Origin of the sequence: Bacillus sp. FSL M8-0166 (assembly GCF_038008825.1) — a bacterium.
Classification (GTDB): Bacteria; Bacillota; Bacilli; order Bacillales; family Bacillaceae; genus Bacillus; species Bacillus safensis.
Genome location: NZ_JBBOZZ010000001.1, coordinates 1,818,420 through 1,845,022 on the forward strand (window position 1 = coordinate 1,818,420; position 26,603 = coordinate 1,845,022).

23 protein-coding genes are annotated in these 26,603 nt (G+C 41.3%); 7 read left to right on the plus strand and 16 right to left on the minus strand.

From position 1 onward, the window contains the following. Window positions 1-103: 103 nt before the first annotated feature. Genes NSS92_RS09640 through NSS92_RS09650 form a run of 3 tightly spaced genes read left to right on the plus strand, consistent with a single transcriptional unit; the run spans window position 104 to window position 1,924 of the window. Entirely contained in the window at window positions 104-595 is a 492-nt protein-coding gene (locus NSS92_RS09640) for a sigma-70 family RNA polymerase sigma factor (protein WP_024425287.1), read from the plus strand. Then, a complete protein-coding gene (locus tag NSS92_RS09645) occupies window positions 588-1,646 on the plus strand; it encodes an anti-sigma factor (RefSeq protein WP_267585909.1) in 1,059 nt (352 codons plus the stop codon). Before NSS92_RS09640 ends, NSS92_RS09645 begins: the two co-directional genes overlap by 8 nt. Continuing rightward, window positions 1,634-1,924 (plus strand): hypothetical protein, encoded by a 291-nt coding sequence (locus NSS92_RS09650; RefSeq protein WP_024425288.1) that lies wholly within the window; start codon window positions 1,634-1,636, stop codon window positions 1,922-1,924. Before NSS92_RS09645 ends, NSS92_RS09650 begins: the two co-directional genes overlap by 13 nt. Window positions 1,925-1,984: 60 nt before the next feature. Here NSS92_RS09650 and NSS92_RS09655 read toward each other — a convergent pair whose 3' ends face one another. Both NSS92_RS09655 and NSS92_RS09660 read right to left on the minus strand, forming a co-directional pair. Next, the gene (locus NSS92_RS09655; protein ID WP_267585908.1) at window positions 1,985-3,385 is read right to left on the minus strand and encodes an amino acid permease; all 1,401 of its coding nucleotides are present in this window, start codon (window positions 3,383-3,385) and stop codon (window positions 1,985-1,987) included. A gap of 451 nt (window positions 3,386-3,836) precedes the next feature. Next, on the minus strand, window positions 3,837-4,667 hold the full coding sequence (locus NSS92_RS09660) for a C40 family peptidase (RefSeq protein WP_340867540.1): 831 nt from the start codon (window positions 4,665-4,667) through the stop codon (window positions 3,837-3,839). Window positions 4,668-5,020: 353 nt separating this feature from the next. Here NSS92_RS09660 and NSS92_RS09665 point away from each other — a divergent pair, with 353 nt between their 5' ends. Then, window positions 5,021-6,385, plus strand: coding sequence for an alkaline phosphatase (locus NSS92_RS09665; protein WP_340867542.1), 1,365 nt, complete (start codon window positions 5,021-5,023; stop codon window positions 6,383-6,385). Window positions 6,386-6,435: 50 nt separating this feature from the next. On the opposite strand, the gene NSS92_RS09670 is transcribed toward NSS92_RS09665, so the two are convergent. Beyond that, entirely contained in the window at window positions 6,436-7,860 is a 1,425-nt protein-coding gene (locus tag NSS92_RS09670; RefSeq protein ID WP_445661638.1) for a SpoVR family protein, read from the minus strand. Between the two features lie 67 nt (window positions 7,861-7,927). After that, the gene (locus NSS92_RS09675; protein WP_340867546.1) at window positions 7,928-9,127 is read right to left on the minus strand and encodes a globin domain-containing protein; all 1,200 of its coding nucleotides are present in this window, start codon (window positions 9,125-9,127) and stop codon (window positions 7,928-7,930) included. A 183-nt stretch (window positions 9,128-9,310) separates the two neighbouring features. Here NSS92_RS09675 and NSS92_RS09680 point away from each other — a divergent pair, with 183 nt between their 5' ends. Continuing rightward, the gene (locus NSS92_RS09680; RefSeq protein WP_267585904.1) at window positions 9,311-9,742 is read left to right on the plus strand and encodes an Rrf2 family transcriptional regulator; all 432 of its coding nucleotides are present in this window, start codon (window positions 9,311-9,313) and stop codon (window positions 9,740-9,742) included. A 160-nt stretch (window positions 9,743-9,902) separates the two neighbouring features. After that, window positions 9,903-11,378 carry a catalase gene (locus tag NSS92_RS09685; protein WP_267585903.1) on the plus strand — a complete coding sequence of 492 codons (1,476 nt, stop codon included), beginning with the start codon at window positions 9,903-9,905 and terminating at the stop codon, window positions 11,376-11,378. A 110-nt stretch (window positions 11,379-11,488) separates the two neighbouring features. Here NSS92_RS09685 and NSS92_RS09690 read toward each other — a convergent pair whose 3' ends face one another. Then, window positions 11,489-11,809 carry a YqzG/YhdC family protein gene (locus NSS92_RS09690; RefSeq protein WP_411353393.1) on the minus strand — a complete coding sequence of 107 codons (321 nt, stop codon included), beginning with the start codon at window positions 11,807-11,809 and terminating at the stop codon, window positions 11,489-11,491. A 191-nt stretch (window positions 11,810-12,000) separates the two neighbouring features. On the opposite strand from NSS92_RS09690, the gene NSS92_RS09695 reads away from it, so the two are divergent. Then, window positions 12,001-12,249, plus strand: coding sequence for a YhdB family protein (locus NSS92_RS09695; RefSeq protein WP_024426598.1), 249 nt, complete (start codon window positions 12,001-12,003; stop codon window positions 12,247-12,249). 50 nt (window positions 12,250-12,299) lie between these two features. On the opposite strand, the gene NSS92_RS09700 is transcribed toward NSS92_RS09695, so the two are convergent. From NSS92_RS09700 to NSS92_RS09750, 11 genes are all read right to left on the minus strand, one after another. After that, window positions 12,300-13,184, minus strand: a complete 885-nt coding sequence (locus NSS92_RS09700; protein WP_340867549.1) for a GNAT family N-acetyltransferase — start codon at window positions 13,182-13,184, stop codon at window positions 12,300-12,302. 251 nt (window positions 13,185-13,435) lie between these two features. After that, complete coding sequence (locus tag NSS92_RS09705) at window positions 13,436-14,086, minus strand: response regulator (protein ID WP_267585902.1); 651 nt, start codon at window positions 14,084-14,086, stop codon at window positions 13,436-13,438. Further along, window positions 14,083-15,228, minus strand: coding sequence for a GAF domain-containing sensor histidine kinase (locus NSS92_RS09710; RefSeq protein ID WP_340867551.1), 1,146 nt, complete (start codon window positions 15,226-15,228; stop codon window positions 14,083-14,085). Before NSS92_RS09710 ends, NSS92_RS09705 begins: the two co-directional genes overlap by 4 nt. Before the next feature lie 155 nt (window positions 15,229-15,383). Next, on the minus strand, window positions 15,384-17,129 hold the full coding sequence (locus NSS92_RS09715) for a phospho-sugar mutase (RefSeq protein WP_340867553.1): 1,746 nt from the start codon (window positions 17,127-17,129) through the stop codon (window positions 15,384-15,386). 194 nt (window positions 17,130-17,323) lie between these two features. Beyond that, the gene (gene glpD, locus NSS92_RS09720) at window positions 17,324-18,985 is read right to left on the minus strand and encodes a glycerol-3-phosphate dehydrogenase (RefSeq protein WP_340867556.1); all 1,662 of its coding nucleotides are present in this window, start codon (window positions 18,983-18,985) and stop codon (window positions 17,324-17,326) included. Window positions 18,986-19,124: 139 nt separating this feature from the next. Continuing rightward, a complete protein-coding gene (glpK, locus tag NSS92_RS09725; RefSeq protein WP_142944379.1) occupies window positions 19,125-20,621 on the minus strand; it encodes a glycerol kinase GlpK in 1,497 nt (498 codons plus the stop codon). Window positions 20,622-20,636: 15 nt separating this feature from the next. Next, window positions 20,637-21,452, minus strand: a complete 816-nt coding sequence (locus tag NSS92_RS09730) for an MIP/aquaporin family protein (protein WP_142944378.1) — start codon at window positions 21,450-21,452, stop codon at window positions 20,637-20,639. A 214-nt stretch (window positions 21,453-21,666) separates the two neighbouring features. Beyond that, on the minus strand, window positions 21,667-22,224 hold the full coding sequence (locus NSS92_RS09735) for a glycerol-3-phosphate responsive antiterminator (protein ID WP_024425304.1): 558 nt from the start codon (window positions 22,222-22,224) through the stop codon (window positions 21,667-21,669). A gap of 159 nt (window positions 22,225-22,383) precedes the next feature. Further along, window positions 22,384-23,724 carry an aspartate aminotransferase family protein gene (locus NSS92_RS09740; RefSeq protein ID WP_267585898.1) on the minus strand — a complete coding sequence of 447 codons (1,341 nt, stop codon included), beginning with the start codon at window positions 23,722-23,724 and terminating at the stop codon, window positions 22,384-22,386. Window positions 23,725-23,979: 255 nt separating this feature from the next. Beyond that, on the minus strand, window positions 23,980-25,572 hold the full coding sequence (locus NSS92_RS09745; protein ID WP_340867562.1) for a PucR family transcriptional regulator: 1,593 nt from the start codon (window positions 25,570-25,572) through the stop codon (window positions 23,980-23,982). A 32-nt stretch (window positions 25,573-25,604) separates the two neighbouring features. Then, complete coding sequence (locus NSS92_RS09750) at window positions 25,605-26,522, minus strand: AEC family transporter (protein ID WP_340867563.1); 918 nt, start codon at window positions 26,520-26,522, stop codon at window positions 25,605-25,607. Window positions 26,523-26,603 lie beyond the last annotated feature (81 nt).

Consider the following 26,603-nt stretch of genomic DNA (forward strand, 5'->3'; position numbering starts at 1 on the left):
GATTTTGATTCGGCGAAAGAAATGAGTAATGTACGGTAATGAGAAGTTTCGTGCAACTTTATGCCTTTCTTATGCGTGTATAACATAGAGGGGAGAAAAATCAGTGACGATCGATGAAATTTATCAAATGTATATGAACGATGTTTACAGGTTTCTGCTCTCCATGACAAAAGACAAACATCTGGCAGAAGACTTATTGCAGGAAACCTTTATGCGTGCTTATATACATATTCATTCCTACGACCATAGCAAAGTGAAACCTTGGTTATTTCAGGTGGCACGAAATGCTTTTATTGATTATGTCAGGAAACATAAAAAAGAAGTGACCATATCGGATGACCTCATTGGCGGTCTTTTACAAACGTCTGTACAAAGCCCTGCTGAACAGGTTGAAATAAAAGAAGTCCTCACCATGTATTTGGAGCAGCTTCCAGATAACTACAAGGAAGCGTTGACATTGTATTATTTAAAAGAACTAAATTACAAGGAAGCATCCAAGGTCATGAATATTACTGAAGCAAATTTTAAAAGTGTTTTATTTCGTGCAAGGCAGCGCCTAAAAGCACTTTACAACAGAGGTGTTAATGATGAATGAAGAGTTTAACAAGCGATGGGAACAATATAATAATGGTGAGATGAATGAGGAAGAAATGATAGCGTTTGAGGAAGAGCTTGAAGAAAACGAAAAACGCTTAAGCCAGGAACTGAACGACTCGGATTGGACAGATTTTTCCATCAGTCCTGAGAAGCAAAAAGCCATTTTACAATACGGAAAAAGAAAATCATATTTACGTATTTCTGTACTTGCTGTCATATCGACACTCATTATTTTACCGCTTTGTACATTAGGAAGTTATCTATACTACGGCGTTGGCGGAGCCGAGAGCAAAGGCAATCACTTCATGGAAACAGCCGCTGTCACCGTCGCTTTGACCAAACCAAACGTGGCCATTGATATGAAGGATTTAAAAGGTCAGGTCAAACTTTTTGGGATGAACACCGAATTGAAGCTGCAAAAGCAAATTGGCAATAAAACAGAAGCCATTGGCAGTGAACAAATCGAGATGTTTTTCGATAAATTAAAGCAGCCTACCATCTCTTATTATGGTGACAGCGCACGCGAAACGGAAGGTTTCTTTACCCATCCTTCGGCGCAGGCAGATGCCTCAAAAAAACAAACACTCACTACGTTAGACAAGCTTCCTGAAGGAACAGTAAGTGAAGTGTATGTATCCTATGACAAAGCTTACACACCAAAGGATGTTTATTCCTTTGCTAAAAAATACGATATGAAAGTGCTGTGGAATGCGATTAAAACAGAGGATTCATTAAGTGGAAATCAGCGGCCGATCGGCTTTCCTGGGAAGGACTCTGAATTTTTAAAAGAGCTTCAGCACACATCAAAAACTGAGGTAGATCAATTCAAAGATGCCCTTGCTTATGTCAATCAGCACCCGACATGGGCAACAACGATCTCTGGCAGACCTGATCTTGATCTGTCTAATCGTATACGCTATATCGATCAAAATGGCGTCACGGTTTATGGCTCTGTGGTCACTGGACCTTCTAAAGAAATTGAGAAATTTGTGAAGACAAAACGTATCAAAACGGCAAAAGTGAGCGAGGTGGAATTATGGAATTGGTAAGAATTTTTAAAGAGCATAATGTATTTGGCTGGATTTCTGTCGGCACAGCGATATTATCCCTGCTCATGCTGAACCTCGCCATTATCAGCAACGTGACATTTTATTCTTTTCAAATGCTTCCTTTTGCAATGGCCGCAGTTCCATTTGGCATTATTGAACTGTTCATTAAAAAAGGCCGTACGGGTCCAGGTTTCCTCGGTGTCGTACTGAATATCTTTGTCATTGTTTGTGTCTATGCCATCGTATCAATCGATGTCGATCTTCAGTTAGGTTTTTAATCAATACTCAAAAGCAAAAGCCCGTGTTACTTGACTGCACCAAGTAGCACGGGCTTTTTTTTATTTTTTATTCAATTCTGAGTGCTTTCTTGAATATAAGAAATACACAACCAGCCCAATGACAAGCCAGATTAAGAAGCGAACAAAAGTGATTGCACCAAGCTTATAAATGAGCAATCCGCAAGATAGAATAGCTAAGATTGGAATTAGCGGAACTGCTGGGCATCTGAATGCTCTCGGTAAGTCCGGCTGCGTTTTTCTCATCACAATGACTGCCACTGAAATCAAAATGAAAGCTGATAGTGTCCCGATGTTCACTAGGCTTGCCAGCTCATCAAGTGGAATAAATCCACCCATTAATGCTGACAATGTACCAAAAAACAGTGTATTGATGTAAGGTGTTTTATGCTTTGGGTGAACTTTTGATAGAGCCTTTGGCACCAAGCCATCACGAGACATGGCAAACATCACGCGTGTCTGGCCGTACAGCATGACAAGCATCACGGTTGTCATTCCTAGAATCGCTCCGACATCCACAATACCAGCCACCCAGTTTTGTCCGGCTACTTGTAACACGAGAGACACTGGATGTGATACTCCCTCAAAGTTCATGAAAGGAACGATGCCCGTCATAATCGCACTGACAACGACATAAAGCAGCGTACAAATCAATAAGGAAGTGATAATCCCTCTAGGCAGGTTGCGTGATGGATTTTTTGTCTCCTCTGCCGCAGAAGCAACTGCATCAAACCCGATAAATGCAAAGAATACTAGGGCTGCTGCACTTAAGACCCCTGATGTCCCAAATGGAACGAATGGTGTCCAGTTTTCAGGTTTTACATATTTCACAGCGACTAAAATAAAGAGCAGAATCACAGCAATTTTCATAATAACCATGATGTTATTTACTCGTTTTGATTCTTTAATACCAAAGTACAGCAGGAAGGTGATAACCATTAAAATAATAAATGCTGGAAGATTAAAATATGTCACTTGCCCTTTTAAACCACCCGGTGCTGCTGTTAACTCAACTGGTATATGAATCCCTATCCCATTTAAAAAAGACACAAAATAACCTGACCAGCCCGCTGAAACGGCACTAGCGGCCAGCATATATTCTAATATTAAATCCCAGCCAATGATAAACGCTAGAAATTCCCCCATTGATGCGTACGTAAATGTGTACACAGATCCTGATACAGGCACTGTGGAAGCAAATTCCGCATATGAAAGTGCTGCAAACAAACAAGCAAGACCTGCGATGACAAATGATAGCACAAGTCCTGGCCCCGCAGTAACGGCTCCTGTACCTGTCAGAACAAATATCCCTGTCCCGATAATGGCTCCAATGCCAAGCATGGTTAAATCAAATGAACCCAATTCCTTTTTTAATGCTTTTTCCCCTTGTGTTGCCGCAATGAGCTCTGAAATGCTCTTTTTTCTAAACAACGAATTGCTCATACCATCACTCCCAAAACTTAGTATCAGTCTAAAGACGCCACATTCATATAATTCACAATATTTTCTGAATATTTAGATTAAATTTAGCGCAATAAATTGGTGGCGTAAAATTATTATATATGAAAATTAAAAAATGAAAACACTTTTTTTAAAAATAGAGTGGAAATTCTTATATATCAACGAAAATTTTGTCAATAAGTCGGTTAGATTTTCTTCAATCCTTATTCAATTGATAACTTGTCTCCCTCTATTTATTATACAACATTAAAGATTATATTTTTTTAGTATATTTATTAAACAACAAAAATAAGACCCTTTTTTTTAAAACGGGTTCACAACTTTGTTATTTAAAAGCCTTTAGACTGATAATGATCTATGAGAAAAGACCAGTTCTGAGGCACAAATGATATATGAAAAAAGAGACTGCTTCATAGCAGTCTCTTAAAATAAATTAGTTTACAAATGTTTTCGCTCCAAGATAAATCGGCTTCCAATAGCTTGATGTCATATCACTGATCGTTACACCGTCAGAAGCAGCATGGATAAACTTGTTGTTCCCGAGGTAGACACCCATGTGAGATGGACCCGATTTATACGTTGTAAAGAAGACAAAATCTCCAACTTTTGGTTTGGATACACTTTTCATCGATCCCCAAAAACCTTCAGTTGTTTGTCTTGAAATCTTTTTTTGTTTGTTAATGATATACCACATAAATCCGCTGCAATCAAAGCCCTTCGGTGTTGTTCCACCCCATCTATATGGAGTACCGTTCTGCGCTTTAGCATCTGCTATGAGCTTAGACGTGTTTAAGGAAGACGTAGAGACTGTTTTTTCTTTAACAGGTGTTGTCTTTACTTTAGACGTCTTTTTCACCTTTAGCTTTTGCCCGATTTTAATGAGGTCTGTTTTAAGTTTATTTAACGATTTCAACTCTTTCACAGTCATCCCGTATTTTTTGCCAATCTTAGATAATGTATCACCTTTGACAACTTTATGAGTGGCAGTTGCTGAAGCCGTTTTTACTTTTGTAGTTGTTTTTGATGTTTTCACTGCTTTTTTCGAAGAAGTGCCATTCACTTTTAAGGTTTGTCCAACATAAATCACGTTAGATTTCAGCTTATTGTCTGATTTAATTTTGCTCACGCTTGTTTTGTATCTTTTCGCTAGAACAGAAAGAGAGTCACCTTTTTGAACTTTTACTGATTGTGCTGAGGCAGCTCCGGCAAATAATGTCGTCCCAAGTAGAACTGCACTTGCAGCTGTGATCAATTGTTTTTTCATTTGTTCCTCCTGTATGTATCTATCTGATCCGAATTTTTATCTACTCCCTATTATAAGGATCAAATACCAGAAGAAATAGTCTTGACTTCCTACGACATTATGCTTATTAATTCGGCAAAATTTATTTTTTTTTAGGGTTCTTTTTATTTCATTTTTATTACACAATCATGACAAAATAATCGCATCTTGTCATGGATAAATGATACATTCATTTCTCTTTTTGGTTCATTCTATGTAAAGTGGACCTTTACAATTTTAAAGTGAACTTTACGATGCTGTAAAAAGGAATCCACACTTCTGCTCTACCATTGTAAACGTAAGAGCGATACATAAACAATGAGGAGGCAAAAAGAATGAGTGTGTTGAAAAGCTCGAAAACGAAAATCGCTGCAGTGGCAGCAGCATCTGTGCTATCAATTGGCATTTTTTCAGGGATTGAATTTGGACAAGCTGACAAAGCTGAGGCTAAAAAGAAGCCGAAAAATGACGTGCAAAATGTGATCGTGCTGATTGGAGATGGCATGGGAACACCTTATCTTTCAACTTACCGCTCATTTAAACACAACGGTGACCTTTCAAAGCAAACAGCGTTTGACCCTTACCTCACTGGCATGCATAAAACATACCCTGACGACTCTAAAAGTAACATTACCGATTCAGCAGCAGCTGGTACAGCCATGGCTACTGGTCAAAAGACATACAACAATGCCATTGGTGTAAACAAAAACGGCAAAAAATTAAAAACCGTTTTAGAAGAAGCCAAACGCAATGGAAAATCGACGGGTCTTGTCGTGACATCTGAATTAACAAATGCTACGCCTGCTGCGTATGCCGCTCACGATATGTCTAGGAAAAACACAGCAGCCATCGCTGATGATTTCTTCGATGAGAAAATCGGAAAACAGCATACAGTCGATGTCATGCTTGGCGGAGGACTTGTCGATTTTGTCCGGAAGGATCGTGATCTGACGAAGGAATTCAAACAAGCCGGTTATGATTATGTCACCAATAAACCCGCCTTACAAAAAAGCAAAAATGAAAAAGTGTTAGGCATTTTTGCTGATGGAGGTCTCGATAAAGCCATTGATCGTGATAAAACGACCCCTTCCCTGCAAGACATGACATCCTCAGCCATCAAACAGCTGTCTAAAAACAAAAAAGGATTTTTCCTTATGGTCGAAGGCAGTCAAATTGACTGGGCTGGACATGATCATGATATTGTCAGTGCGATGAGCGAAATGAAGGATTTTGAAAAAGCATTTGAAGAAGCGATTCGTTTTGCGAAAAAGGATAAAAACACGTTAGTCATCACGACTGCGGATCATTCAACTGGCGGACTTTCCTTCGGAGCAGACGGTTCGGGCAGCTGGGATTACAAACCGGTAAAAGCAGCGAAAAAGACGCCTGACTTTATCGCAAACAAAATTGTCAGCGGCATAGCGGTTGAAACTGCGCTCAAACAATACATCGATCTTGATTTCACAAAAGAGGAAATCGCCTCTATTCAAAAGGCTGCTGAAACAAAGGATGCTGTAAAAATTGATGATGCGATTGAAGAAGTGATTAATACGAGATCACATACAGGCTGGACAACATCTGGACATACCGGTGATGAAGTACCATTCTTTGCGTATGGCCCAACAAGCCAGCAGCTAAAAGGTCTGATGGAAAACACCGATCAAGCAAAGCACATTTTCAAGCTGCTGAAAAACCAATAAAACGGGCAAAAAAAGATGTCTGCTAAGAGACATCTTTTTTTTGGTCTTTTTTATGCAAGATATTTCCTATGAACTCCTTTTCCATCATACGAAAACATCACTTCTTTCCCTTCAAGAACTGACTCGATATGCACACTTCTTCCCCACAGCTGATGTAAATACGGAAGGACTTTTTCTAAGTATTTCAGATCAAGTTCAATGCCTTCATACCAATGCTTGATATAAAGTTCATTATTTTTTAAATAGTCGCCATCGATCACGGTCAAATACGGAAAGCCGCCATTCACTCTCATGCTGACTAGCTGGTCACGAACCGCCTTCCATTCTTTATCAATGACTTTATAGTCTCTCCCCTGCTTTTGAAACAAGTACAAGTCTTCTCTCATGACAAGGTCTTTCGTTAAGTAGTTTCGAATAAAGGAAATATCCGATTCAATTTCCCTGACTTCAAACATTTTACTGCGGCCAGATCCTTCTGTGACCCCTGCTTTTTTTAATTCTTCACATGGGTTGTCATAGCGCTCTTCGATATCTTCAAAAATCTTCAGCCCTAAATAGTAAGGATTGATGCCTGTTTTAGATGGCTGCACCACACCTGCATTTAATTTCGCAAACTCTATCGATTCACTTGAATCCAAATCAAGCTCGCGCATAATCCGCTGGTGCCAATACGATGCCCAGCCTTCATTCATAATCTTTGTTTCCAGCTGCGGCCAAAAATAGAGCATTTCTTCTCTCAGCATGGTAAGGACATCCCGCTGCCACGGCTCCAGCTCCCGGGAATGCGCCTCAATAAAGAGTAAAAGATCCTTTTCCGGCTTTGGCGGAAATTGCTTGACGGTTTTCTTTTTCTCATGCGTCTTCGGCTCATCCATTCCCCACAAATCATCATAAGGCGTTTGACGTTTTGGTTTATCTTCTTCACATTCTTCTTCATCGTCCATATTCCAGCTTAATTTTGATCGAACAAGAGACGGATCAATATGCTCTTGGAGAGCCAATACGGCATCTAAAAAGGATTCGACTTCTTTTGTCCCGTGGATATGCTCATATTCTTTGATCCGCTCTGCAGCCGCTGACATGCTTTCGACCATATCTCGTTTTGTGTTTTGGAAACGGCAATTATTTTTGAAGAAATCACAGTGTGCCAGTACATGAGCCACAATTAATTTATTTTGAACGAGCGAATTGTTATCAAGTAGAAAGGCGTAGCAAGGATTTGAATTGATCACCAGCTCATAAATTTTGCTTAACCCTAAATCATAATGAAGCTTCATTTTATGAAATTGCTTCCCAAAGCTCCAGTGGCTGAATCGTGTTGGCATTCCGTATGCACCGAACGTATAAATAATTTCCGCGGGACAGATTTCATACCTCATCGGATAAAAATCTAGACCAAATCCTTCTGCAATTTCTGTAATTTCATCAATCGCTCTTTGTAATAGACGTTTTTCAGATACGCTCAAGGAAACCATCCCTCCTCATCGGACTTATCCCTACTATATGAGCGTATGTAAAAAAACATGATGTTCCGCCAACCGTTTAGACGACTTCCATTTCTTTCGTAGATTGCCCGCCAAATGCTTCGAAATGAATATTATGTGCTGAAATTCCCAGCTCTTTTAGAATATGAATGATCTCCTGTGTAAACACCGGGGAACCGCATAGATAAAATTGGCCTTTCCCTTCTCCGATCACCGATTGAAGAAATGGACGGTCAATGCGGGAAGCCGCTTTCTCAACAAGCTCACCCTTTCCAGACTGCGCAAATTGTTCGTTACATAGGATGATGCGCCCGTGGGAAGCTGAAGCTAGAACGCCTTCAAACTCATTTTCAAAAGCGTTTACATCCTCTAATCGATCTGCATGAATCATCGTAAATAACTGGCTGTTTTGTGCTGCAGTTTTCACTAAACCAATCATTGGAGTGACACCAGACCCAGCACTGATGAAATAAACAGGCTCTTTTATGTCTCCTTGCAAACAGAACATTCCCTGCGGCATACTCACTTGAAGAACGTCCCCTTCTTCCATTTCATCATGCAAAAATGTAGACACATGACCATCACGCTTCACTGTAATGCGGTAATAAGATGGATGGTGCTCATCTGATAAGCTGTATTGTCTGCTGCACATGTAGGCTTCTCCTGGCATATTTGCCTGAACCGTAATGTATTGGCCTGCTTCATATATTGGCAGCTCTGATTCATCTTCTGGCACTAAATAAAAGGAGATAAGCGATGGAGATTCTTGCTTCTTTTTCTTAATCACAAACGGCTTCACATCTGCCCATCCGCCTGTCTGCTTCACATTTTCATCCATCATTTCTGCTTCAATGGTGATAAAAATATTCGCAATGATGTCATATGCAGCTTTCCAAGCTAATAAAGTGTTATCTTCTTCTGTTAAACCAAACACATCTTTCATCGCTTCAATCAAATGATATCCGACAATTGGGTACTGCTCTTTTTTGACCATGACACTGACATGCTTATGGGCAATTTGTTTGACAGCAGGAAGTAATTCCTCTAATCGATCGATGTGCAGTGCAGCTTGATATAGTGTCGCAGCAAGTGCCTCTGGCTGACTTCCGTTCATGAGATTTGTTTTATTAAATTGATTGAGCAGCTCCGGGTGCTGGCGAATCATATTTTGATAAAAAACAGTCACAAGTTTGGTTCCCTCGGCTTTTAGTAGAGGAGCTGATTGTTTTATTGCATTCATTTGATCTTTAGATAACATCGTCATTCCTTCTTCCAAAAGAAGTATTTTGAATACATCTTTATCGTAATGGATGACAGTCTATAAAAGCAATATTTACAATACATGTTTTAAATGTTGTCACATTTCACACTTTCTCGAACAGTTTTTGTCTAAAATGTGTTACGATGATACAAAACTCTATTAGGTTTAGAGGTCGTCAAAATGAAACTTACGAATTACACAGATTTCTCATTAAGGGTACTCATTTATTTAGCTTCGAGAGAAAACAATGAACTGTCAAATATTCAGCAGATCGCCGATGTTTATGGCATTTCTAAAAATCATCTGACGAAGGTGATTTATCATCTTGGAAAACGCGGGTATGTGGACACGATTCGCGGAAGAAATGGCGGGATCAGGCTTGGAAAAAGCCCAGAAAGCATTAATATTGGAGAAGTTGTCCGTTATACAGAGGATGATTTAGTCATGGTTGAATGCTTTGATCCAAAGAAAAACAGCTGCATCATCTCCCCGATTTGTTCATTAAAGCATGTACTTCATGAAGCACTCACTGCTTATTTAGGCGTACTTGACCGATACACACTAAAAGATCTTACACAAAACAAAGATGCTCTCAGAGAGCTCCTGCTTTAAGGCGAAAGAATTTTATTCTTTCGTCTTTTTCTTTACCTTCTTGTAATAATAATTTATTTAAAATTATTATAAATAAATATTGACTATCATGTTTGATTCAATATAATTAGGGTATATAGATTGCTAGAAAACACTTTTTTGTTTACAGGAGGAGAAAAGAATGACAAATTCAAATCATAAAAATTTGACAACGAACCAAGGCGTGCCTGTTGGCGATAACCAAAACTCAAGAACAGCTGGTCACCGTGGACCTACCTTTCTTGATGATTACCATTTGATTGAAAAACTCGCACACTTTGATCGTGAACGTATTCCAGAGCGTGTCGTTCATGCAAGAGGCGCCGGCGCTTACGGTGTGTTTGAAGTAGAAAACAGCATGGAGAAACATACAAAAGCAGCCTTCTTAAGTGAAGAAGGGAAACAAACAGATGTTTTCGTTCGCTTCTCCACCGTTATTCATCCGAAAGGTTCACCTGAAACATTGCGTGACCCGCGCGGCTTTGCTGTCAAATTTTATACAGAAGAAGGCAACTATGATCTCGTTGGTAACAACTTGCCGATCTTCTTTATTCGTGATGCATTGAAATTCCCTGATATGGTTCACTCTCTCAAGCCAGATCCTGTAACCAATATTCAAGATCCTGACCGTTATTGGGATTTTATGACCTTAACACCTGAATCTACACATATGCTCACATGGCTCTTCTCTGACGAAGGAATCCCTGCAAGCTACGCTGAAATGCGCGGTTCGGGTGTGCATACATTTAGATGGGTAAACAAATATGGCGAAACAAAATATGTAAAATATCACTGGAGACCTTCTGAAGGTATTCACAACTTATCTATGGAAGAAGCAGCAGAAATTCAAGCAAACGATTTCCAGCATGCGACAAGAGATTTATATGACCGCATTGAAAAAGGCAACTTCCCAGCATGGGACTTATATGTTCAGCTTATGCCGCTTAGCGATTATGATGAACTTGATTATGATCCATGTGATCCAACAAAGACGTGGAGTGAGGAAGATTACCCGCTTCAAAAAGTAGGGCGCATGACACTCAACCGCAATCCTGAAAACTTCTTTGCTGAAACAGAACAGTCTGCTTTCACGCCAAGTGCATTTGTTCCAGGAATTGAGGCATCTGAAGATAAACTGCTTCAAGGCCGTTTGTTCTCATATCCTGATACGCAGCGTCACCGTCTTGGTGCGAACTACATGCGCATTCCGGTTAACTGCCCTTATGCACCTGTACACAATAACCAGCAAGATGGCTTTATGACAACGACCCGTCCAAGCGGACATATTAACTATGAACCAAACCGTTATGACGATCAGCCAAAAGAAAACCCTCACTACAAAGAAAGTGAGCCAGTTCTTCACGGTGACCGTATGGTGCGACAAAAAATTGAGAAACCGAACGATTTCAAACAAGCTGGGGAAAGATATCGAAGCTACTCTGAGGAAGAGAAACAAGCATTGATTAAAAACCTAACAGCTGATTTGAAAGATGTAAATGACAAAACAAAATTACTTGCGATCTGCAACTTCTATCGTGCAGATGAAGATTATGGCCAGCGATTAGCAGATTCACTTGGTGTAGATATTCGCGCTTATCTTCAAGGAAGCATGAAGTAATTCCATGTCAAAATAAATTGTTGGACAAAGGGTTAAAATGATCTTTATTTTAGCCCTTTGTCTTTTTTGACTGAACGCCTCGAGCACCCTTTACAAAAAAAGGTATTTTTTTATAGTCGAAACACGTTAATACTAATCAAATGACCGGTCACCGGATGAAAATAAATTTCTGCATGTGCGGCAAAGAGAGTTGAGCCTTCCTTTACAGTGACGCGAAACACATCTTTTGTCTGCTCATCATTCACTTGTGTACGGCCAATGTAATGATAATCGTTTAAAGCGGCACCTTTATATTCATCTTGCAACGCTGTGTACGCAAGTCTTTCCCAATTTTCAAGCGGCTGCACCGCTGCTTTTGATGCAGGATGAATCATCAAACTGCCAAGCAAAACGATTCCTGCTGCAATAAGCATCCACAATTTCGGCTGCATGATATCATTGATCTCACTTTCATATATGTTTTGTTTAGGTTTAGCTGACCGGCCCTTTTTCATACATGAAGCATTTATTCAGCCTATAATTCCCGGTACACGATTGATGCGGACACCAACTTTTCCCCTGAAAAAGTCGATATGATCCGAGCAAACTAATGAGGACTTCTCAAGGGAAAGGAGAAGGTTTAATGAATGTGGCGGATTATGATAAAGCACTTTATTATACGCATCGCTCGCAATGGGATAATTTACTTATTCTTATGGTACGTACGCAAGATGATTTGCTCTCGAAACGTATTGAGCATTTCTTACATGCGTATCAATTTAACCGGAACGATGCAGATGTTGAAAAATGTTTATATGGGCTCCTGCAGTACATTGACCATGCTTCAGAGGCTGCTGCTTCTGAAGTTTATTCACAACCAATGTACACATAAAGAAAAAGGGCTAAAATGATGTTATTTTAGCCCTTTCCTTTTACATACAATTAGCAGTGCGCTGTGATGGGAAACATAAAGTGGCCTTTTGCCCATTGTTCCTTTGTGTAGATAAACAGCGCATCCTCGTCATTTGGTGTCGTAACTGCGTGTAAACCTTCAATTGTCGTATCAGGCGTGAAATAGAAGATCACTTTTTCCTTTGTTTCCTTCACAATGCTTCCTACAACTTCTTCTACATCTGGCGTTTGAAGCGAGATGATATCGAACACATGCATCGTTTCATTTTCTTCATTCATCAGCACAATGGTATCTAATGCTTCAATATAAAAAATGGCATCCGGCCATACTAATGTAAAATAAAACATCAATAAGCTGCTGTGATGTTGAGCATCCAATTTTATTGAGTGAGTCTGCCGCTTTTCTGCGAACTGTTCAAGTAATGACACGTCTTGCTCCAATGTCAGCTTTTTAACGTGTACGCCTTTTTTTATTTGAATAGCGCTTTTATTAATATTTAAGCTAAATTCACTTTCGTGATAACGGGTAAAACCAAATCTCGGATAAAAATTTAACACGGTTTCATTAGCAAAAAGAAAGATGACATCACACTCATTTTCGTATTGATCTATGATATGCTGTATTAACTTTGCCGCTAATCCTTTGCGCTGATAGACTTGATCTGTCATAACAGTGCCGATTTGTACTGCTCGATACGTTTGCCCATCAACGATCACTGACATAAGATATACGGAAGCGTTAGAGATCACCTTCCCGTTATGTACAAAGGAATAAGGAATATATTTTTCATCCCAATAGCCTCTTTTGTACCAGTCGCTAAAATCCAAATCAAATGTATGGATCGCAAGCTTATTAAAGCTCTCTTTTAATTTGTCATCATGGCGATAATCACTTACTAATTCATATTTCTCCACTTTGATTCCCTCCCATTTTACATTCACCTGTGATTGACCGGTTCATCACCTCCTTTAAAATAAAAAAAGACTTGATGAGCATACACTCATCAAGTCTTTTATGGTTTTTCTATTAGACATTAGACTGTTCATGCTTCTCTTTTAACGCAAAAGGGCACGTCAAATAACCAACATCTATGCTCTTTTTTATTCAATTCATTGAATTGAATGTGCGCTTAAAAGTTTTAGCATAACGACTAAATTCCCTTCTGTCATAACAGCTCTTTTGGCTGATTTTTTTGATAATCCACTGCATACAGAGCCGCTTGGGTTCGATCTGCCAGCTCTAACTTTGATAATACATGAGACACGTGCGTTTTGACAGTCTTTTCAGAAATAAACAGCGATGAGGCAATTTCTTTGTTGCTTTTGCCCTTTGCAATCTCAAATAAGACATCTCGTTCTCTGTTGGTGAGCTCTTTCATCAATGCCCATTTCTGCTCTTTTGGCTCTGTCAGATGCTGCACGAGAAAGGTCGTAATATGACCATCTAATTGATAGGTGCCATTTTCTACTTCAATCATGGTCGAAAGCAGCTTTTCTGGTGCTACATCCTTTAATTGATAGGCTTTTGCCCCTGCTTGAATGGCGGGAATGACATAATCTTTATCCGCATAGCTAGTCAAGATCACAATGCGGGTGTCCGGCATTTCCAGCGTCATTTGTTTCGTTGCCTCAATGCCATTCATTACAGGCATAGACAAATCCATTAAGACAATGTCAGGCTGAGTTTCTCTGACAACCTCTAATGCCTCTTGCCCATTAGACGCCTCACCAACGATGTCCACATCAGGCTGTGTCTGTAAGAAAAACACAAGCCCTTTTCTCACAATATGATGATCATCTGCAATGACGACTCTCATGACGATCCCTTCCTTTCTTGTGAAAATGGCACTTTTACATGAATCGTGGTTCCTTTACCTAACTCTGAATGGATACAAAATGTACCACCTGCTCTTCGGATGCGGTCAGACATCCCTTTCAGTCCAAGTGAGGGAAGGCTCATCTGCTCGTCATATTGAAAACCTTTTCCGCAGTCAATGATTTTCATCTCCACCGTGTCTTTTGATTGCTCAAGTTTGACCTCGACTTCTTCTACTTCCGCATGTTTTTGACAGTTATTCAATGCTTCTTGACATACCCGAAACAAAGTTTCATTGTGAGAATGATCCATTTCTATACAGCCTGCTAAAGATAAAGTGCAGCGTAATCCTAAAAGCTGAGCATACTCTTCAATTGCTGTCGTAAACCCTTTTTCAAGGCCTCTTGGTCTCAGCTGCCAAATGAGTGACCGCATTTCAATCAGTGCGTCTTGTGACAAATGCTGAATAAAATCAATCATTTCCCCTAGATTCTGATCGCTTGTCATTTGCCGTGCAGCCTTAGCAGTCAGACTCACAGAGAACAGCATTTGGTTGACAGAATCATGCAAGTCCTGTGCCAGCCGGTTTCTTTCTTCCAGAAGTGCGTGCTGCTGTTCATTTTGCACAAGCTTCATCCGCTGAATGGCAGTGCCAATTTGAAGTGCAATGCTTTCAAGCAAATTCAGCTCTTCTTGCGTAAACGTGACTTTTCCTTTAGCCGCCACATTTAATAAGCCGAACGTACGCTTACACGCTTTTAGCGGTACGGTCGCATGATGAGTAATTCCTTCTGTATCCCCCAGCTTTTCTTCAATCGCCGTTTCAATCCGTTTGCAATTAATAATATTGGTGGCTGATTGCAGTGAGCCTTTTGTGTATCGGTTGATGCAATAACAATCATTTTGACACATGAGCTGCTTTTGATGCTTTGCAAGTGCTTCAGGTAAGGAAACCTCTGCCATCAGTTCATACGACCCGTCTTTTTCTATAAAATAAATCCATGCTGAATGAAAGCCTGTGACATCCATCAGCATGTGGAGTACTTCATGGAGCGTTTCTTTCATTTCCATGCCTTCATTTAGCTTTTCAGCAATTTCTTTCAACGTTTTTAATGTTTCAACCTTCTCTTGGTATTCTCCCATACTGTTTACCCCCGGCATTTGCAGCCTTCACTTATCATTACGCTCATTATACCATGAGCCCCCACGCGGCTCTTTCTCCAAAAGAATGATTTCTTCTCATCCTTTTGGCTGAGAAAAAGCCATCATGCATTCATACACGATGGCCTTGTCTTTCGTTATTTCGCTGTTTCTTCCACAATATCATAAACCACTTTCATCACTTCTTCTGACAGATGCTTCAGCTTTTCTTCACTATCTGTTAAAGACGTGCCTTTGACTGCAATATAAAATTTCACTTTAGGCTCAGTGCCGGAAGGTCTTAAGCAGAACCACGAGCCATCCTCAAGGAAATATTTCAGCACGTTTGATGCTGGCAGGTGAATGGTTTCCTCTTTCTTTTCAGCCACAAGGTGCCTTTGACTTGATTGATAATCCTCGATCACTGTGATGCGCTGCCCTGCGATGGCAGCAGGCGGATTTGTTCTAAAGGTATGAAGGATCGCTGAAATCTGCTCTGCTCCTTCTTTTCCTTTTAAGGTTAACGACTTTAACCCTTCCCGGTAAAATCCAAACTGCTTAAAAATATCGACAAGCGCATCGTACAAGGACTTGCCCTGCTTTTTATAAAAGGCAGCGACTTCAACGGCTAATAGTGCCGCTTGCACCGCATCTTTATCTCGGGCAAAGTCACCGATCAAATAGCCATAGCTCTCTTCATAACCGAATTGAAACGTGTATTCTCCGCTCTCTTCAAATTGCTTCATTTTTTCTCCAATGAATTTAAAGCCAGTGAGTGTGTCTATCGTGTCAGCACCAAAAGCAGATGCTACAGCGCGCCCAAGTTCACTTGTGACAATGGTTTTCATCACAACGGGACGAGGCGGCAGCTGACCCAGCTTTTGTTTTTCAGACAATAAATAATGGAGCAGCAGGGCGCCTGTTTGGTTGCCTGTTAAGACGGTAAATTCTCCTTCGTGATCTCTGACCGCAATGCCTAACCTGTCAGCATCTGGGTCTGTGGCAATGAGGATATCAGCATTTTGTTTTTCGCCAAGCTTGATGGCATACTCAAAAGCCGCATGCTCCTCTGGGTTCGGAGAGGTCACTGTTGAGAATTGTGGATCTGGTTTTTCCTGCTCAGGCACAACAGTTACATGCTGATAGCCAAGAGCCTGAAGCCCGTTTCTAACAGGGTGATTGGCTGTCCCATGAAGAGGAGTAAACACGACTTTGACATCGACCTCATGTGCCAGCTCTGGGTGCACACTAATGGTTTTTAATTTTTCAATATAAGCATGGTCGATTTCTTCTCCGATCATTTTGATCAGCCCTTGCTGTTTCAACGTTTCTTCAGAATCAACTGAAATCGACAGTTCATTTTCAATTGCATCTACTTCTTGAATGACTTGATCTGCTTCAAATGGAGGCAGCTGCCCGCCATCTTCACCATACACTTTATAGCCATTATATTCTGGTGGATTATGACTTGCTGTCACGACGATTCCAGCAAATGCATGCAGCTCACGAACCGCAAAGGAGAGCTCTGGAGTCGGACGCAATTCATCAAATACGTACGTTTGAATCCCTTGTGAAGCAAGTGTTTTGGCTGCTTCCATTGCAAATTCAGGCGATTTATGGCGTGAATCATATGCAATGGCGACGCCTCTTCTTTTTGCATCCTCTCCATGTTTCGCAATATACGCAGCAAGACCTGCTGATGCTTTACGAACAGTGTACACATTCATCCGGTTCGTACCTGCACCAATCTCACCGCGCATTCCTCCGGTGCCGAACTCAAGGTTTTTGTAGAAACAGTCTTCTAGTGCTTGATGGTCATCTTGATGCGCCTCCAGCCATTCCCTTAGTTCAGTATCCAGGTGCTTCTCATTGATCCATCGCTCATAATTCGTCTTCCAACTCATGGTCGTCCTCCCCAGCTCTTATCATCAATAAAATAACATCTACTGTTATTTTATATGGAATCATCCTTTATGTCATGCTATATCATTGGCAGTTGGAAAAAATGCTGAACAAATAAAAAAAGCCGACACATGATCGGCTTTTAGATTGTTGATAAAGGGCTAAAATGATCTTGCTTTAGCCCTTTGTCTTCTTTTTATTCAGCATCAAGCGGTACGACTGCTTCATGGAATAGTTGATCTAATTCTGTTTGATGTTTCTGTTTTGCTGCTTCATCCCAACCAAAACGTTCTGCCATATAATTGATGACTGGCTGTGCATATTTTTTTGCCCAATTGATATTAAATAATAGGCTTCCTGTTCTTCTTAAGAAGAAATCAACAGGAGTAACGGCTAATTCTTCTTCAATCGCATAGACAAGCTCTGCCAGTACATACGCTGGAATATTTCGTTTGTCTGCTTCACCTTGAAGCTGCTCGACACGTTTGAAGAGACTGCTGACATTTGAGCCATATTTCTCAGCTAGTTTTTGTGCAATCGGTTCTGTTAAACCAGCAGACGCCCCTTCTGCTGTTTTCGCTTGAACAAAGGCTGCCATATTTTTAGATCCGCCTACATGGCCGCCTGAGATAGGCATGTGCTTTGTTTTACATGGTCCGTAATCTTTGCCCGTTTCCTGTTTCAATCCATCACGTACTAGATCGACAATATGCTCAGCCATTTTGCGGTAGCCTGTTAATTTACCACCAGCAATGGTGATTAAGCCTGAAGATGATGTCCACACTTCATCCTTACGAGAAATTTCTGAAGGATCTTTGCCCTCTTCATGAATGAGCGGACGGAGGCCGGCCCAGTTGGATTCTACATCTTTTTCTGTAATATTGAGATCAGGGAACATATACTGAATCGCTTGGATGACATAGTCACGATCGGCTTTTGTCATACGCGGGTGCTCCAGCTGTTTTTTGTACACTGTATCTGTTGTTCCAACGTACGTTTTGCCTTCTCTTGGAATGGCAAAGACCATACGTTTATCTGGCGTGTCAAAGTAGATCGCTTGTTTTAATGGGAAGACGGATTGGTCGAATACTAAGTGAATGCCTTTTGTATGCTGTAAGTGTTTTCCTTCTTTTGAGTGGTCCTTGTCTCTTAGCTGATCGACCCATGGACCTGTCGCATTGACGATCTTCTTCGCATACACATCGTATGTTTTCTGCGTCATAACATCTTCAATGACAACACCAACCACTTTGCCTTTATCATAAATAAATTCTTTTACTTTCGCATAGTTGACCGCTTCCGCTCCGAATTTCACAGCCTCTTTCATGACTTCGATTGTGAGGCGTGCATCATCTGTACGGTATTCAACATAGTAGCCGCCGCCTTTTAAGCCGTCCTTTTTGACAAGCGGTTCTTTTTCAAGTGTTTCTTTCGCACTTAGCATGCTTCTGCGTTCGTTATGTTTTACACCAGCTAAAAAGTCATACACTCTAAGTCCAATAGAGGTTGAAAACTTACCAAATGTCCCGCCTTTATGCATCGGAAGAAGCATCCATTCTGGCGTTGTCACATGAGGCCCGTTTTCGTATACAATGGCACGCTCTTTACCAACCTCTGCGACCATTTTCACTTCAAATTGTTTTAAATAACGAAGTCCGCCGTGCACTAGTTTCGTTGAGCGGCTAGACGTACCTGCTGCGAAATCCTGCATTTCTGCAAGACCGACACGCATTCCGCGTGAAGCCGCGTCAAGTGCTGTACCAGCGCCTGTTATACCCCCACCAATGATAAACACATCATATGGTTTTTTTGTCATTTCCTGCAGCATTTGTTCTCTTTCTAAGCTAGAAAAAGTCATCTCTTGTTCCTCCCATGTTGTACGGTAAAGAAAAAGAGACCGCAAACACCCAAAGCGTATTTCTACACTTCGGTGCCTGCGGTCTCTCCAGTTCTCCAACCGTTCTATTAACTTACTTGAAGTATACCATACTTTTGGTTTATTTGAAAGCTTGAGCTGCTTTTACAGCCTTTTTCCACCCGCTGTATAACGAGTCACGGCTGTCCTCTTCCATTTTAGGGTCAAAGCGCTTGTCAAGGTTCCATTGTTTTGCAATGTCTGAACGGTCGTTCCAGAAGCCAACTGCTATTCCCGCAAGATAGGCCGCACCGAGTGCCGTCGTTTCATTAATTTCTGGACGCTCTACTGGTACATCCAGCAAATCACTTTGGAAGCCCATTAAGAAATCATTCTTTACAGCTCCGCCATCTACACGCAACGTTTTTAATGAGATGTTTGAATCCTTTTCCATCGCATCTAAAACATCCTTCGTTTGATAAGCAAGTGATTCTAACGTTGCACGGACAAAGTGCTCTTTAGAAGTACCGCGTGTTAATCCGAATACAGCGCCTCTGACATCACTGTCCCAGTATGGTGTGCCTAGACCAACGAATGCTGGAACGACATATACGCCATCTGTTGACTCAACTCGCTCCGCATAGGCTTCACTGTCTTTTGAGTCTTTAAACATTCTCAGTCCGTCGCGCAGCCACTGAATCGCTGAACCAGCTACGAAAATACTTCCTTCTAAAGCATATTCAACTTTACCGTCAATGCCCCATGCAATCGTCGTTAATAAACCATGATCCGACTTAATTGCTTTTTCCCCTGTATTCATCAACATGAAACATCCTGTACCATACGTATTCTTCGCCATTCCTTCTTCAAAGCAAGCCTGACCGAATAGTGCAGACTGCTGGTCTCCCGCCGCTCCTGCAATTGGGATATTTCTGCCGAAGAAGTGATAGTCTGTTGTTTCACCATAGATGTGTGAAGATGGTTTCACCTCTGGAAGCATAGAAGCAGGTACGCCAAGGATATCAAGTAGTTCTTCATCCCATTTCAGATCGTAAATGTTGAACATTAACGTTCTTGACGCGTTGGAGTAATCTGTGACGTGTGATTGACCGCCTGTCATCTTCCAAATAAGCCATGTATCAATTGTGCCAAACAGCAAGTCACCATTTTCTGCTTTCTCACGAGCACCTTCTACATTGTCTAAAATCCATTTTACTTTAGTGCCTGAGAAATAAGCATCAATGAGAAGACCTGTTTTATTTCTAAACGTTTCATTGTGGCCTTGCGCTTTTAGCTCATCACAAATGCCAGACGTTTGTCTAGACTGCCAAACAATTGCATTATAAACGGGTGCGCCTGTATGTTTATCCCAAACAACAGCTGTCTCACGCTGGTTCGTAATTCCGATACCGGCGATTTGATCTGCTCCAATGCCTGATTCAATTAAAGCAGTTGAAATGACGGATAGAACAGAGCTCCAAATTTCATTTGCATTGTGTTCTACCCAGCCTGGGTTCGGAAAATATTGATTAAATTCCTTCTGAGCTGTATGTGCAATTTTGCCTTCTTGATCAAATAAGATCGCTCTTGAGCTTGTTGTCCCTTGATCTAAAGCGAGAATATATTTTTCTTTTGCCATGGTGTTTTCCTCCCCTTACATACTTTCATTTACAGCATTTGTTTGATTTTTCGTAGAGACATAGAGTCCTAACAATACCACAACTAAAATAACGCTTACAATCCAAAAGGCTGGAGTGATGTTCGCTTTAAAGGCTGCATTGTAGAAAACACCGCCAAATGCGCCGCCTAAAATTGGACCAACGACTGGCACCCACGCATACTTCCAATTCGATGGACCTTTACCTGGAATCGGCAGAATCGCATGTGCAATTCTCGGGCCTAAATCACGTGCAGGGTTGATTGCATAACCAGTTGTTCCGCCTAAAGAAAGACCAATTGCGACAATTAAGAAACCAACAATCAGCGGATTGACTCCGTCTGCGAATTTATTTGCACCAATCGCTAAAATTCCTAGAACCAATACAAATGTACCGATCACTTCACTGAGTACGTTTGCAAAAGTATGCGGAATCGCAGGACCAGTTGAGAATACACCCAGCTTTGCACCCGGATCGTCTGTTGCTTTCCAGTGCGGTAAGTAATGTAAAAAGACAATAATAGCTCCTATTAATGCGCCAAGCATTTGACCGGCAATATACATTGGTACATCAGCCCAAGGAAAACTTCCTTCTAGCGCAAGCCCAATTGTTAGTGCTGGATTCAAATGCGCTCCGCTGATTCCACCTGTTGCATAAGCTGCTATGGCTACTGCAAATCCCCATCCGAAAGCGATTACAATCCAGCCGGATTGATATGCGAGCGATTTCTTTAAATTAACTGCCGCACACACACCGCCTCCAAAAATAATGAGCAGCATTGTACCTACGACTTCACCCCAAAATGGTGTCATGAAAATTCCTCCTCTGGTTCAGTTGCCATCCCCTATGAATGTGTAAAAAAAGATAAAGAAAAAAGATCCACAACAAACATACTTTACATCAGGGTCATTTGTCACCTAGTAAAGCGCTGTTGTGGATCTCCGTTTCTCCATCACATGATATTAACTTAGTGCTATAGTATCAGAGGATGAAAACGTTGTCAATCAATTTTCACATTTTATCTTTTCACTTTTGGAACGCTTTCCAAAGGGCTGTATTCGATGTTGTCACAGCTGTAGCTCCTGCTTCAAGCGCTCTTTCCACATCTTCTTTTGTACGGATAAACCCGCCTGCAAATATTGGAATCCCAGCTCGCTCGCGCACTTCAGTAATTAAATCCGGCACAACCCCAGGCAATACCTCAATAAAATCTGGACGATGTTTTCCTACGAACTCCATACTTTTTTCCATCGCACTTGTATCAAGTAAAAACATTCGCTGAATGGCATATACCTTCTTTTGTTTGGCTTTTACTATGACAGAAGACCTAGTAGAAATAATCCCTGCCGGCTTCATTTCCTGACAAATAAATTCCGTTCCATACTCATCATGTTTGATCCCGTGAATAAGATCGACATGGACGAACATTTTCTTATGATGGGCATTTGCCTCATTCATAATGCCCTTTAGCCGGCCTAAATGGACATCAAGTAAGACCCCATATGTAAATGGACTTTTTAAAAATTCCTCAAATTGCTTCATATTGCGAACAGCAGGTAGAATGGGTTGATCATGAAAACTCATATGCCGTCTCCTTCTAAAGTGTATTGGTTCAGTCTTCTCCTAACAGTAATAGAATCTCTTCTATTTTTCAATACACCTAGTGTATCCAATGCCGATTTTACCTAGCAGCATCTTAATGTATGTGCTCTTCCCATAGAAAAAAGCAGAGAAATCTCTCTGCTATAACTGTGCCATGCTTTCTTTAAGCGTGTTGATAATAAATGAGGCGTCTTCGTTTGTTATATTTAGCGGCGGTGCAAGCTGGGCAACGTTATTATAGCCGGCAACCGTATCACCATTTTTCCCGATGATCAGTCCGCGTTTTTTACATTCTGCAATCAATTGACCGACAACATGTGGATCAGCTGGTTTTTTGGACTGTTGATCCTGGACAAGCTCAATTCCAAACAGCAGGCCTTTCCCTCTGACATCACCGACAAATGGATGCTCTTTTAACTCTTGCAAACGTTCGAGCATGTCTTGCCCAAGCGTGTCAGACCGTTCTACTAATTTCTCGTTTTCCATGATCTCTAGGTTGGCAAGTGCAACCGCACAGGAAGCAGGGTGACCGCCAAATGTATTTACATGGCGCAGCCTGTCATACGTATCTTCCCCTGCGTACGCTTCATAGATTTCTCGTTTCACGCACGTTGCAGAAAGCGGTAAATAGCCGCTTGTGATCCCTTTTGCCATTGTGATAATGTCCGGCTTTACTTCTTCATGCATAAAACCAAACCGCTTCCCTGTCCGGCCAAATCCGCAGATGACTTCATCCACAATGAGAAGCGCTCCATGAGAAGCGCAGATGTCTTTGACCTTCTTCAAATACCCTTTCGGAGGCATTAAGATACCGCCGCCCGTAATAATCGGCTCCATAATGACCCCAGCAATGGTCTCACTTAGTTCCCACGTCATGGCTTGATCTATTGCCGCTGCACTTGCCAATGTATCTTGATTCTCAGGATGACGATACATATCAGGCGGTGCGACATGGATAAAGCCTTGACCTAATGGTTCATATTTATATTTACGCTGCGCCTGCCCCGTTGCGGCAAGGGCTGCTGCTGTATTACCGTGATACGACCGATACCTGGAGATGAACTTTGTTCTTGTGCTCTCTCCTTTTTGCGCATGATATTGTTTGGCGATCTTAAATGCGGCTTCATTGGCTTCAGAACCGCTGTTAGAAAAGAAGATGACATAGTCCCCGCCAAGCCATTCATTTAGCTTTTCAGCCAGCTGAATCGCTGGCACATGGCTTTGCGTCAGCGGATAGTAAGGCATTGTATTTAGCTGCTTATATGCCGCCTCTGCAAGCTCTTTTCTGCCGTAACCGGCATTTACACACCAAAGACCTGACATCCCATCTAAATATCGATTCCCATGAATATCTGTCACCCATGCGCCTTCTGCCTCGTGAATGACCATGCTTTCATTTTCTTTGTTTGTCCCTTTCATATGATGCCAGATCAACTGATCATCTTTCGCCTGAAGATTTTGAGCCTGCTCATGAATTTTCATCTTCCCGCCCCCATGTATCCGTTTTCATCATTAAAGAAGCTTAGACCGGTTCAGCCGCACATTGCCTCTCCATTCATTATATGGATGAAAAGGGAGGCATATGAAACTGAAACTAGGCCGCCCGTAAGAGAGAACCAATCGTTACTTTCATTATAAAAAAGGGGACGGGCTGATTACATTAGACAGATCGTCAACTGATTGAAAAGAACCATAAGACACTCTACTCGGTTACCTTAGCAAATCTAACATACCTTGTTAACGACGATTTCCTTGCAGGAATTCATATGCAAGAATCGCAAATTCAAGCGCCTGTCGTTTCGGTGCCTGCATCATATCCTCACCAAGCAATGCATGCAGCTTATCTAGTCTATGATAAAGGGTCTGCCTCACAATATAGAGCCGGCTTGCAGTTTCCTTTTTAGAACCGTTTGTCTGTAAAAAGATATTCAGCGTTTGATAGAGTCTTCCGCTATTTTGCTTATCATATAAAATCACAGGCTCCAAATACTCTTTCACCATACATTCAAGCAGTCCGCTTTCCTGCATGACAGGCATGAGACGGAGCATATGCAAATCTTGATAAAATGGGCTTTCCACCCGCTGGGGCATCACTTTCTTTATATGCAGCACTTCCTTGGCTGCCTGAAAGCTTTTTCTCATATGCTGAAACTGTTCACAATATGGACCGATGCCAAAATTGATCACAGTTCCGCGGGGCTGCTCCCGATCATACAATTGTTTGATGTCAGTTGCCGCCTTCTCTGCACGCTCTTTCCAGTCCTCTTTCTTTCTCGTGTTCAATAAAATAAACAAGGTTTGTCCTTGATGCTCATACGGAATCAAATGGAAACCTGCCCGCTGAAAGATGGAGCGGCACGATACGAGAAAATAAAGATTTCCTGCAATTTCTTCGATTTGATGATGCTTTTGAAAGAGCATGACCACACAGCCGGTTGGTTTTTTCAACCCTTCTGTTTCTTCAAGATGCTCTAAAATATCTCTTTCTGTATGCTCTTCTTGGAACCATTTTTGCAGCCATTCGTTCTCTTTTGTCTTCTTCAGCTCTTCTGTATAAAGCTCTCTTAACGTTTGCTGGGCAAGAGCATTTGCTCCTTTATCCATGACAAGCAGTTCGAATTCTGAGAGCGTGTTCGTTTGATGAATAAGCACAAGGTCTGCAAATGTCTGCTTGAGTGCGAGCACTTGTTTTTGGGTCACTTCGTATCCTTTTGGCAAGGAAGCAAACTGTAAATAATTCATGACCAGCTCTTCGGTTTGTTTGGAGGAATCACATAAAATAATCGGCTCCCCCTGAACAGGAATGAGTAAAAGAATGCCCCTTACGTGCTGATACACTTGATCCAAAATATCCATCTGCGGATGAGGAGTCAGTAATAGCTCATTCAGCTTTGATGATAGTGCTTCTAAATCAGCCATCATTTGATACTGGCGTTCAATCATCATCGTATGGAGATGCTGTGTGATGTTGACGAATTTCACTTCTTTTGTAAACAGAATCAGCGGAAAATCTCTTTCTTCTGCATACGCAATCAGTTCTTCCGGCACATCGAATCTGAGCGGAACAAATTCAATACACAAGCCTGCCGCACCAGAATCAATCAGCTGTTTTAAAAATGCTTGAAACACGTCCAATTGATCATGAAAGCCTGCGGCTGTTGTTAATATAAGCTCTCCCCCATTTAACAAATCTTCTACAGCAGGCACTTCTAGCACATGGACCCACTTGACCTGCCGAAACAATCCCTTTTCACCTGCTAACACTTTTGCATGGGCAAAATACTTTGTTTTCAACACATCACTCACTTGAAAATGAACATCTACATTCATTCATATGTCCCCCTTTGTTAGCCGCCTAGCCCCTATCCCAGAGGGTGCATAGATAAAATCCATAATAAAACAGGTAATGTCACGATGCTTAAAACGGTACTGAGAAATGTCGTGCTTGAGACAAACTCAGGCTTCGTTCGAAATTGTACAGCCATCAGCGTGGTATTTGCTGCTGTCGGCATAGCGGCCACTAAGATCATAATTTGTTTCACCAAATCATCTACCGGTAAAATGAGCGTAAAACCAAATGCGATCATTGGTGAGATAAATAGTTTCAGCAGGACAGCATAAGAAATATGGCGATAATCCACTTGCTTAAAAGAAATGACAGCAAGCTGCATGCCTAAAATAAGCATAATCGTTGGTATGGCAGCATCCCCAACTAGCTGAACACCAGTCATCACCTCTTTAGGTAATGAAAGATCAATCAGCTGAAATAATAGACCGAGGAGTGCCCCATATGCAACCGGCATACGCAGCACTTTTTTCAGCACAACCTTTCCATCTCCTGCATCCTCTCCGCCCTTTGCTGCATAATACATACCGATTGTACTCATGACAAGCTGCTGCAGCACCATTAACACAATCGCAATATCAAGCCCAGCAGCTCCGAAGACAAGCAGGATAACGGGCGTGCCGTAATTCCCATTGTTCATAAAGGCTGACGACAGAATCATGGCACAATACATTTCATTCGAATAACCATAAATACGAGATAAAATAAAAACGCATAAAACAAGTGAAAGACAAAGTCCGACGACAAAAATAGATAGGTACACATAGTCCATCGACACTTTGTTTTGATAAAAGGTTTCAAACGCAAGAAATGGTGACATTAAATATAAAGACATTGATGAGAGCGTATGTATGTCAAAACCAATGGCCTTCTGCCCAATATACCCGATAAGAAAGATGCCGAACACTGGCAGTAAGACAAGTAAAAACTCCATGCTGCACCTACTTTTTTCTAGATGAATTCCTATTTTTTGCTTCCTCATTATCATACCACTGTTAAACAATAAAAAAGAAGC

What these genes read in the sequence shown, in the direction of transcription:
- NSS92_RS09645 (WP_267585909.1), top strand. Translation starts at nt 588, where the DNA reads ATGAATGAAGAGTTTAACAAGCGATGGGAACAATATAATAATGGTGAG.
- NSS92_RS09650 (WP_024425288.1), top strand. Translation starts at nt 1,634, where the DNA reads ATGGAATTGGTAAGAATTTTTAAAGAGCATAATGTATTTGGCTGGATT.
- NSS92_RS09655 (WP_267585908.1), bottom strand. Translation starts at nt 3,385, where the DNA reads ATGAGCAATTCGTTGTTTAGAAAAAAGAGCATTTCAGAGCTCATTGCG.
- NSS92_RS09660 (WP_340867540.1), bottom strand. Translation starts at nt 4,667, where the DNA reads ATGAAAAAACAATTGATCACAGCTGCAAGTGCAGTTCTACTTGGGACG.
- NSS92_RS09665 (WP_340867542.1), top strand. Translation starts at nt 5,021, where the DNA reads ATGAGTGTGTTGAAAAGCTCGAAAACGAAAATCGCTGCAGTGGCAGCA.
- NSS92_RS09670 (WP_445661638.1), bottom strand. Translation starts at nt 7,860, where the DNA reads ATGGTTTCCTTGAGCGTATCTGAAAAACGTCTATTACAAAGAGCGATT.
- NSS92_RS09675 (WP_340867546.1), bottom strand. Translation starts at nt 9,127, where the DNA reads ATGTTATCTAAAGATCAAATGAATGCAATAAAACAATCAGCTCCTCTA.
- NSS92_RS09680 (WP_267585904.1), top strand. Translation starts at nt 9,311, where the DNA reads ATGAAACTTACGAATTACACAGATTTCTCATTAAGGGTACTCATTTAT.
- NSS92_RS09685 (WP_267585903.1), top strand. Translation starts at nt 9,903, where the DNA reads ATGACAAATTCAAATCATAAAAATTTGACAACGAACCAAGGCGTGCCT.
- NSS92_RS09690 (WP_411353393.1), bottom strand. Translation starts at nt 11,809, where the DNA reads ATGCAGCCGAAATTGTGGATGCTTATTGCAGCAGGAATCGTTTTGCTT.
- NSS92_RS09695 (WP_024426598.1), top strand. Translation starts at nt 12,001, where the DNA reads ATGAATGTGGCGGATTATGATAAAGCACTTTATTATACGCATCGCTCG.
- NSS92_RS09705 (WP_267585902.1), bottom strand. Translation starts at nt 14,086, where the DNA reads ATGAGAGTCGTCATTGCAGATGATCATCATATTGTGAGAAAAGGGCTT.
- NSS92_RS09710 (WP_340867551.1), bottom strand. Translation starts at nt 15,228, where the DNA reads ATGGGAGAATACCAAGAGAAGGTTGAAACATTAAAAACGTTGAAAGAA.
- NSS92_RS09715 (WP_340867553.1), bottom strand. Translation starts at nt 17,129, where the DNA reads ATGAGTTGGAAGACGAATTATGAGCGATGGATCAATGAGAAGCACCTG.
- glpD (WP_340867556.1), bottom strand. Translation starts at nt 18,985, where the DNA reads ATGACTTTTTCTAGCTTAGAAAGAGAACAAATGCTGCAGGAAATGACA.
- glpK (WP_142944379.1), bottom strand. Translation starts at nt 20,621, where the DNA reads ATGGCAAAAGAAAAATATATTCTCGCTTTAGATCAAGGGACAACAAGC.
- NSS92_RS09730 (WP_142944378.1), bottom strand. Translation starts at nt 21,452, where the DNA reads ATGACACCATTTTGGGGTGAAGTCGTAGGTACAATGCTGCTCATTATT.
- NSS92_RS09735 (WP_024425304.1), bottom strand. Translation starts at nt 22,224, where the DNA reads ATGAGTTTTCATGATCAACCCATTCTACCTGCTGTTCGCAATATGAAG.
- NSS92_RS09740 (WP_267585898.1), bottom strand. Translation starts at nt 23,724, where the DNA reads ATGAAAATTCATGAGCAGGCTCAAAATCTTCAGGCGAAAGATGATCAG.
- NSS92_RS09745 (WP_340867562.1), bottom strand. Translation starts at nt 25,572, where the DNA reads ATGAATGTAGATGTTCATTTTCAAGTGAGTGATGTGTTGAAAACAAAG.
- NSS92_RS09750 (WP_340867563.1), bottom strand. Translation starts at nt 26,522, where the DNA reads ATGGAGTTTTTACTTGTCTTACTGCCAGTGTTCGGCATCTTTCTTATC.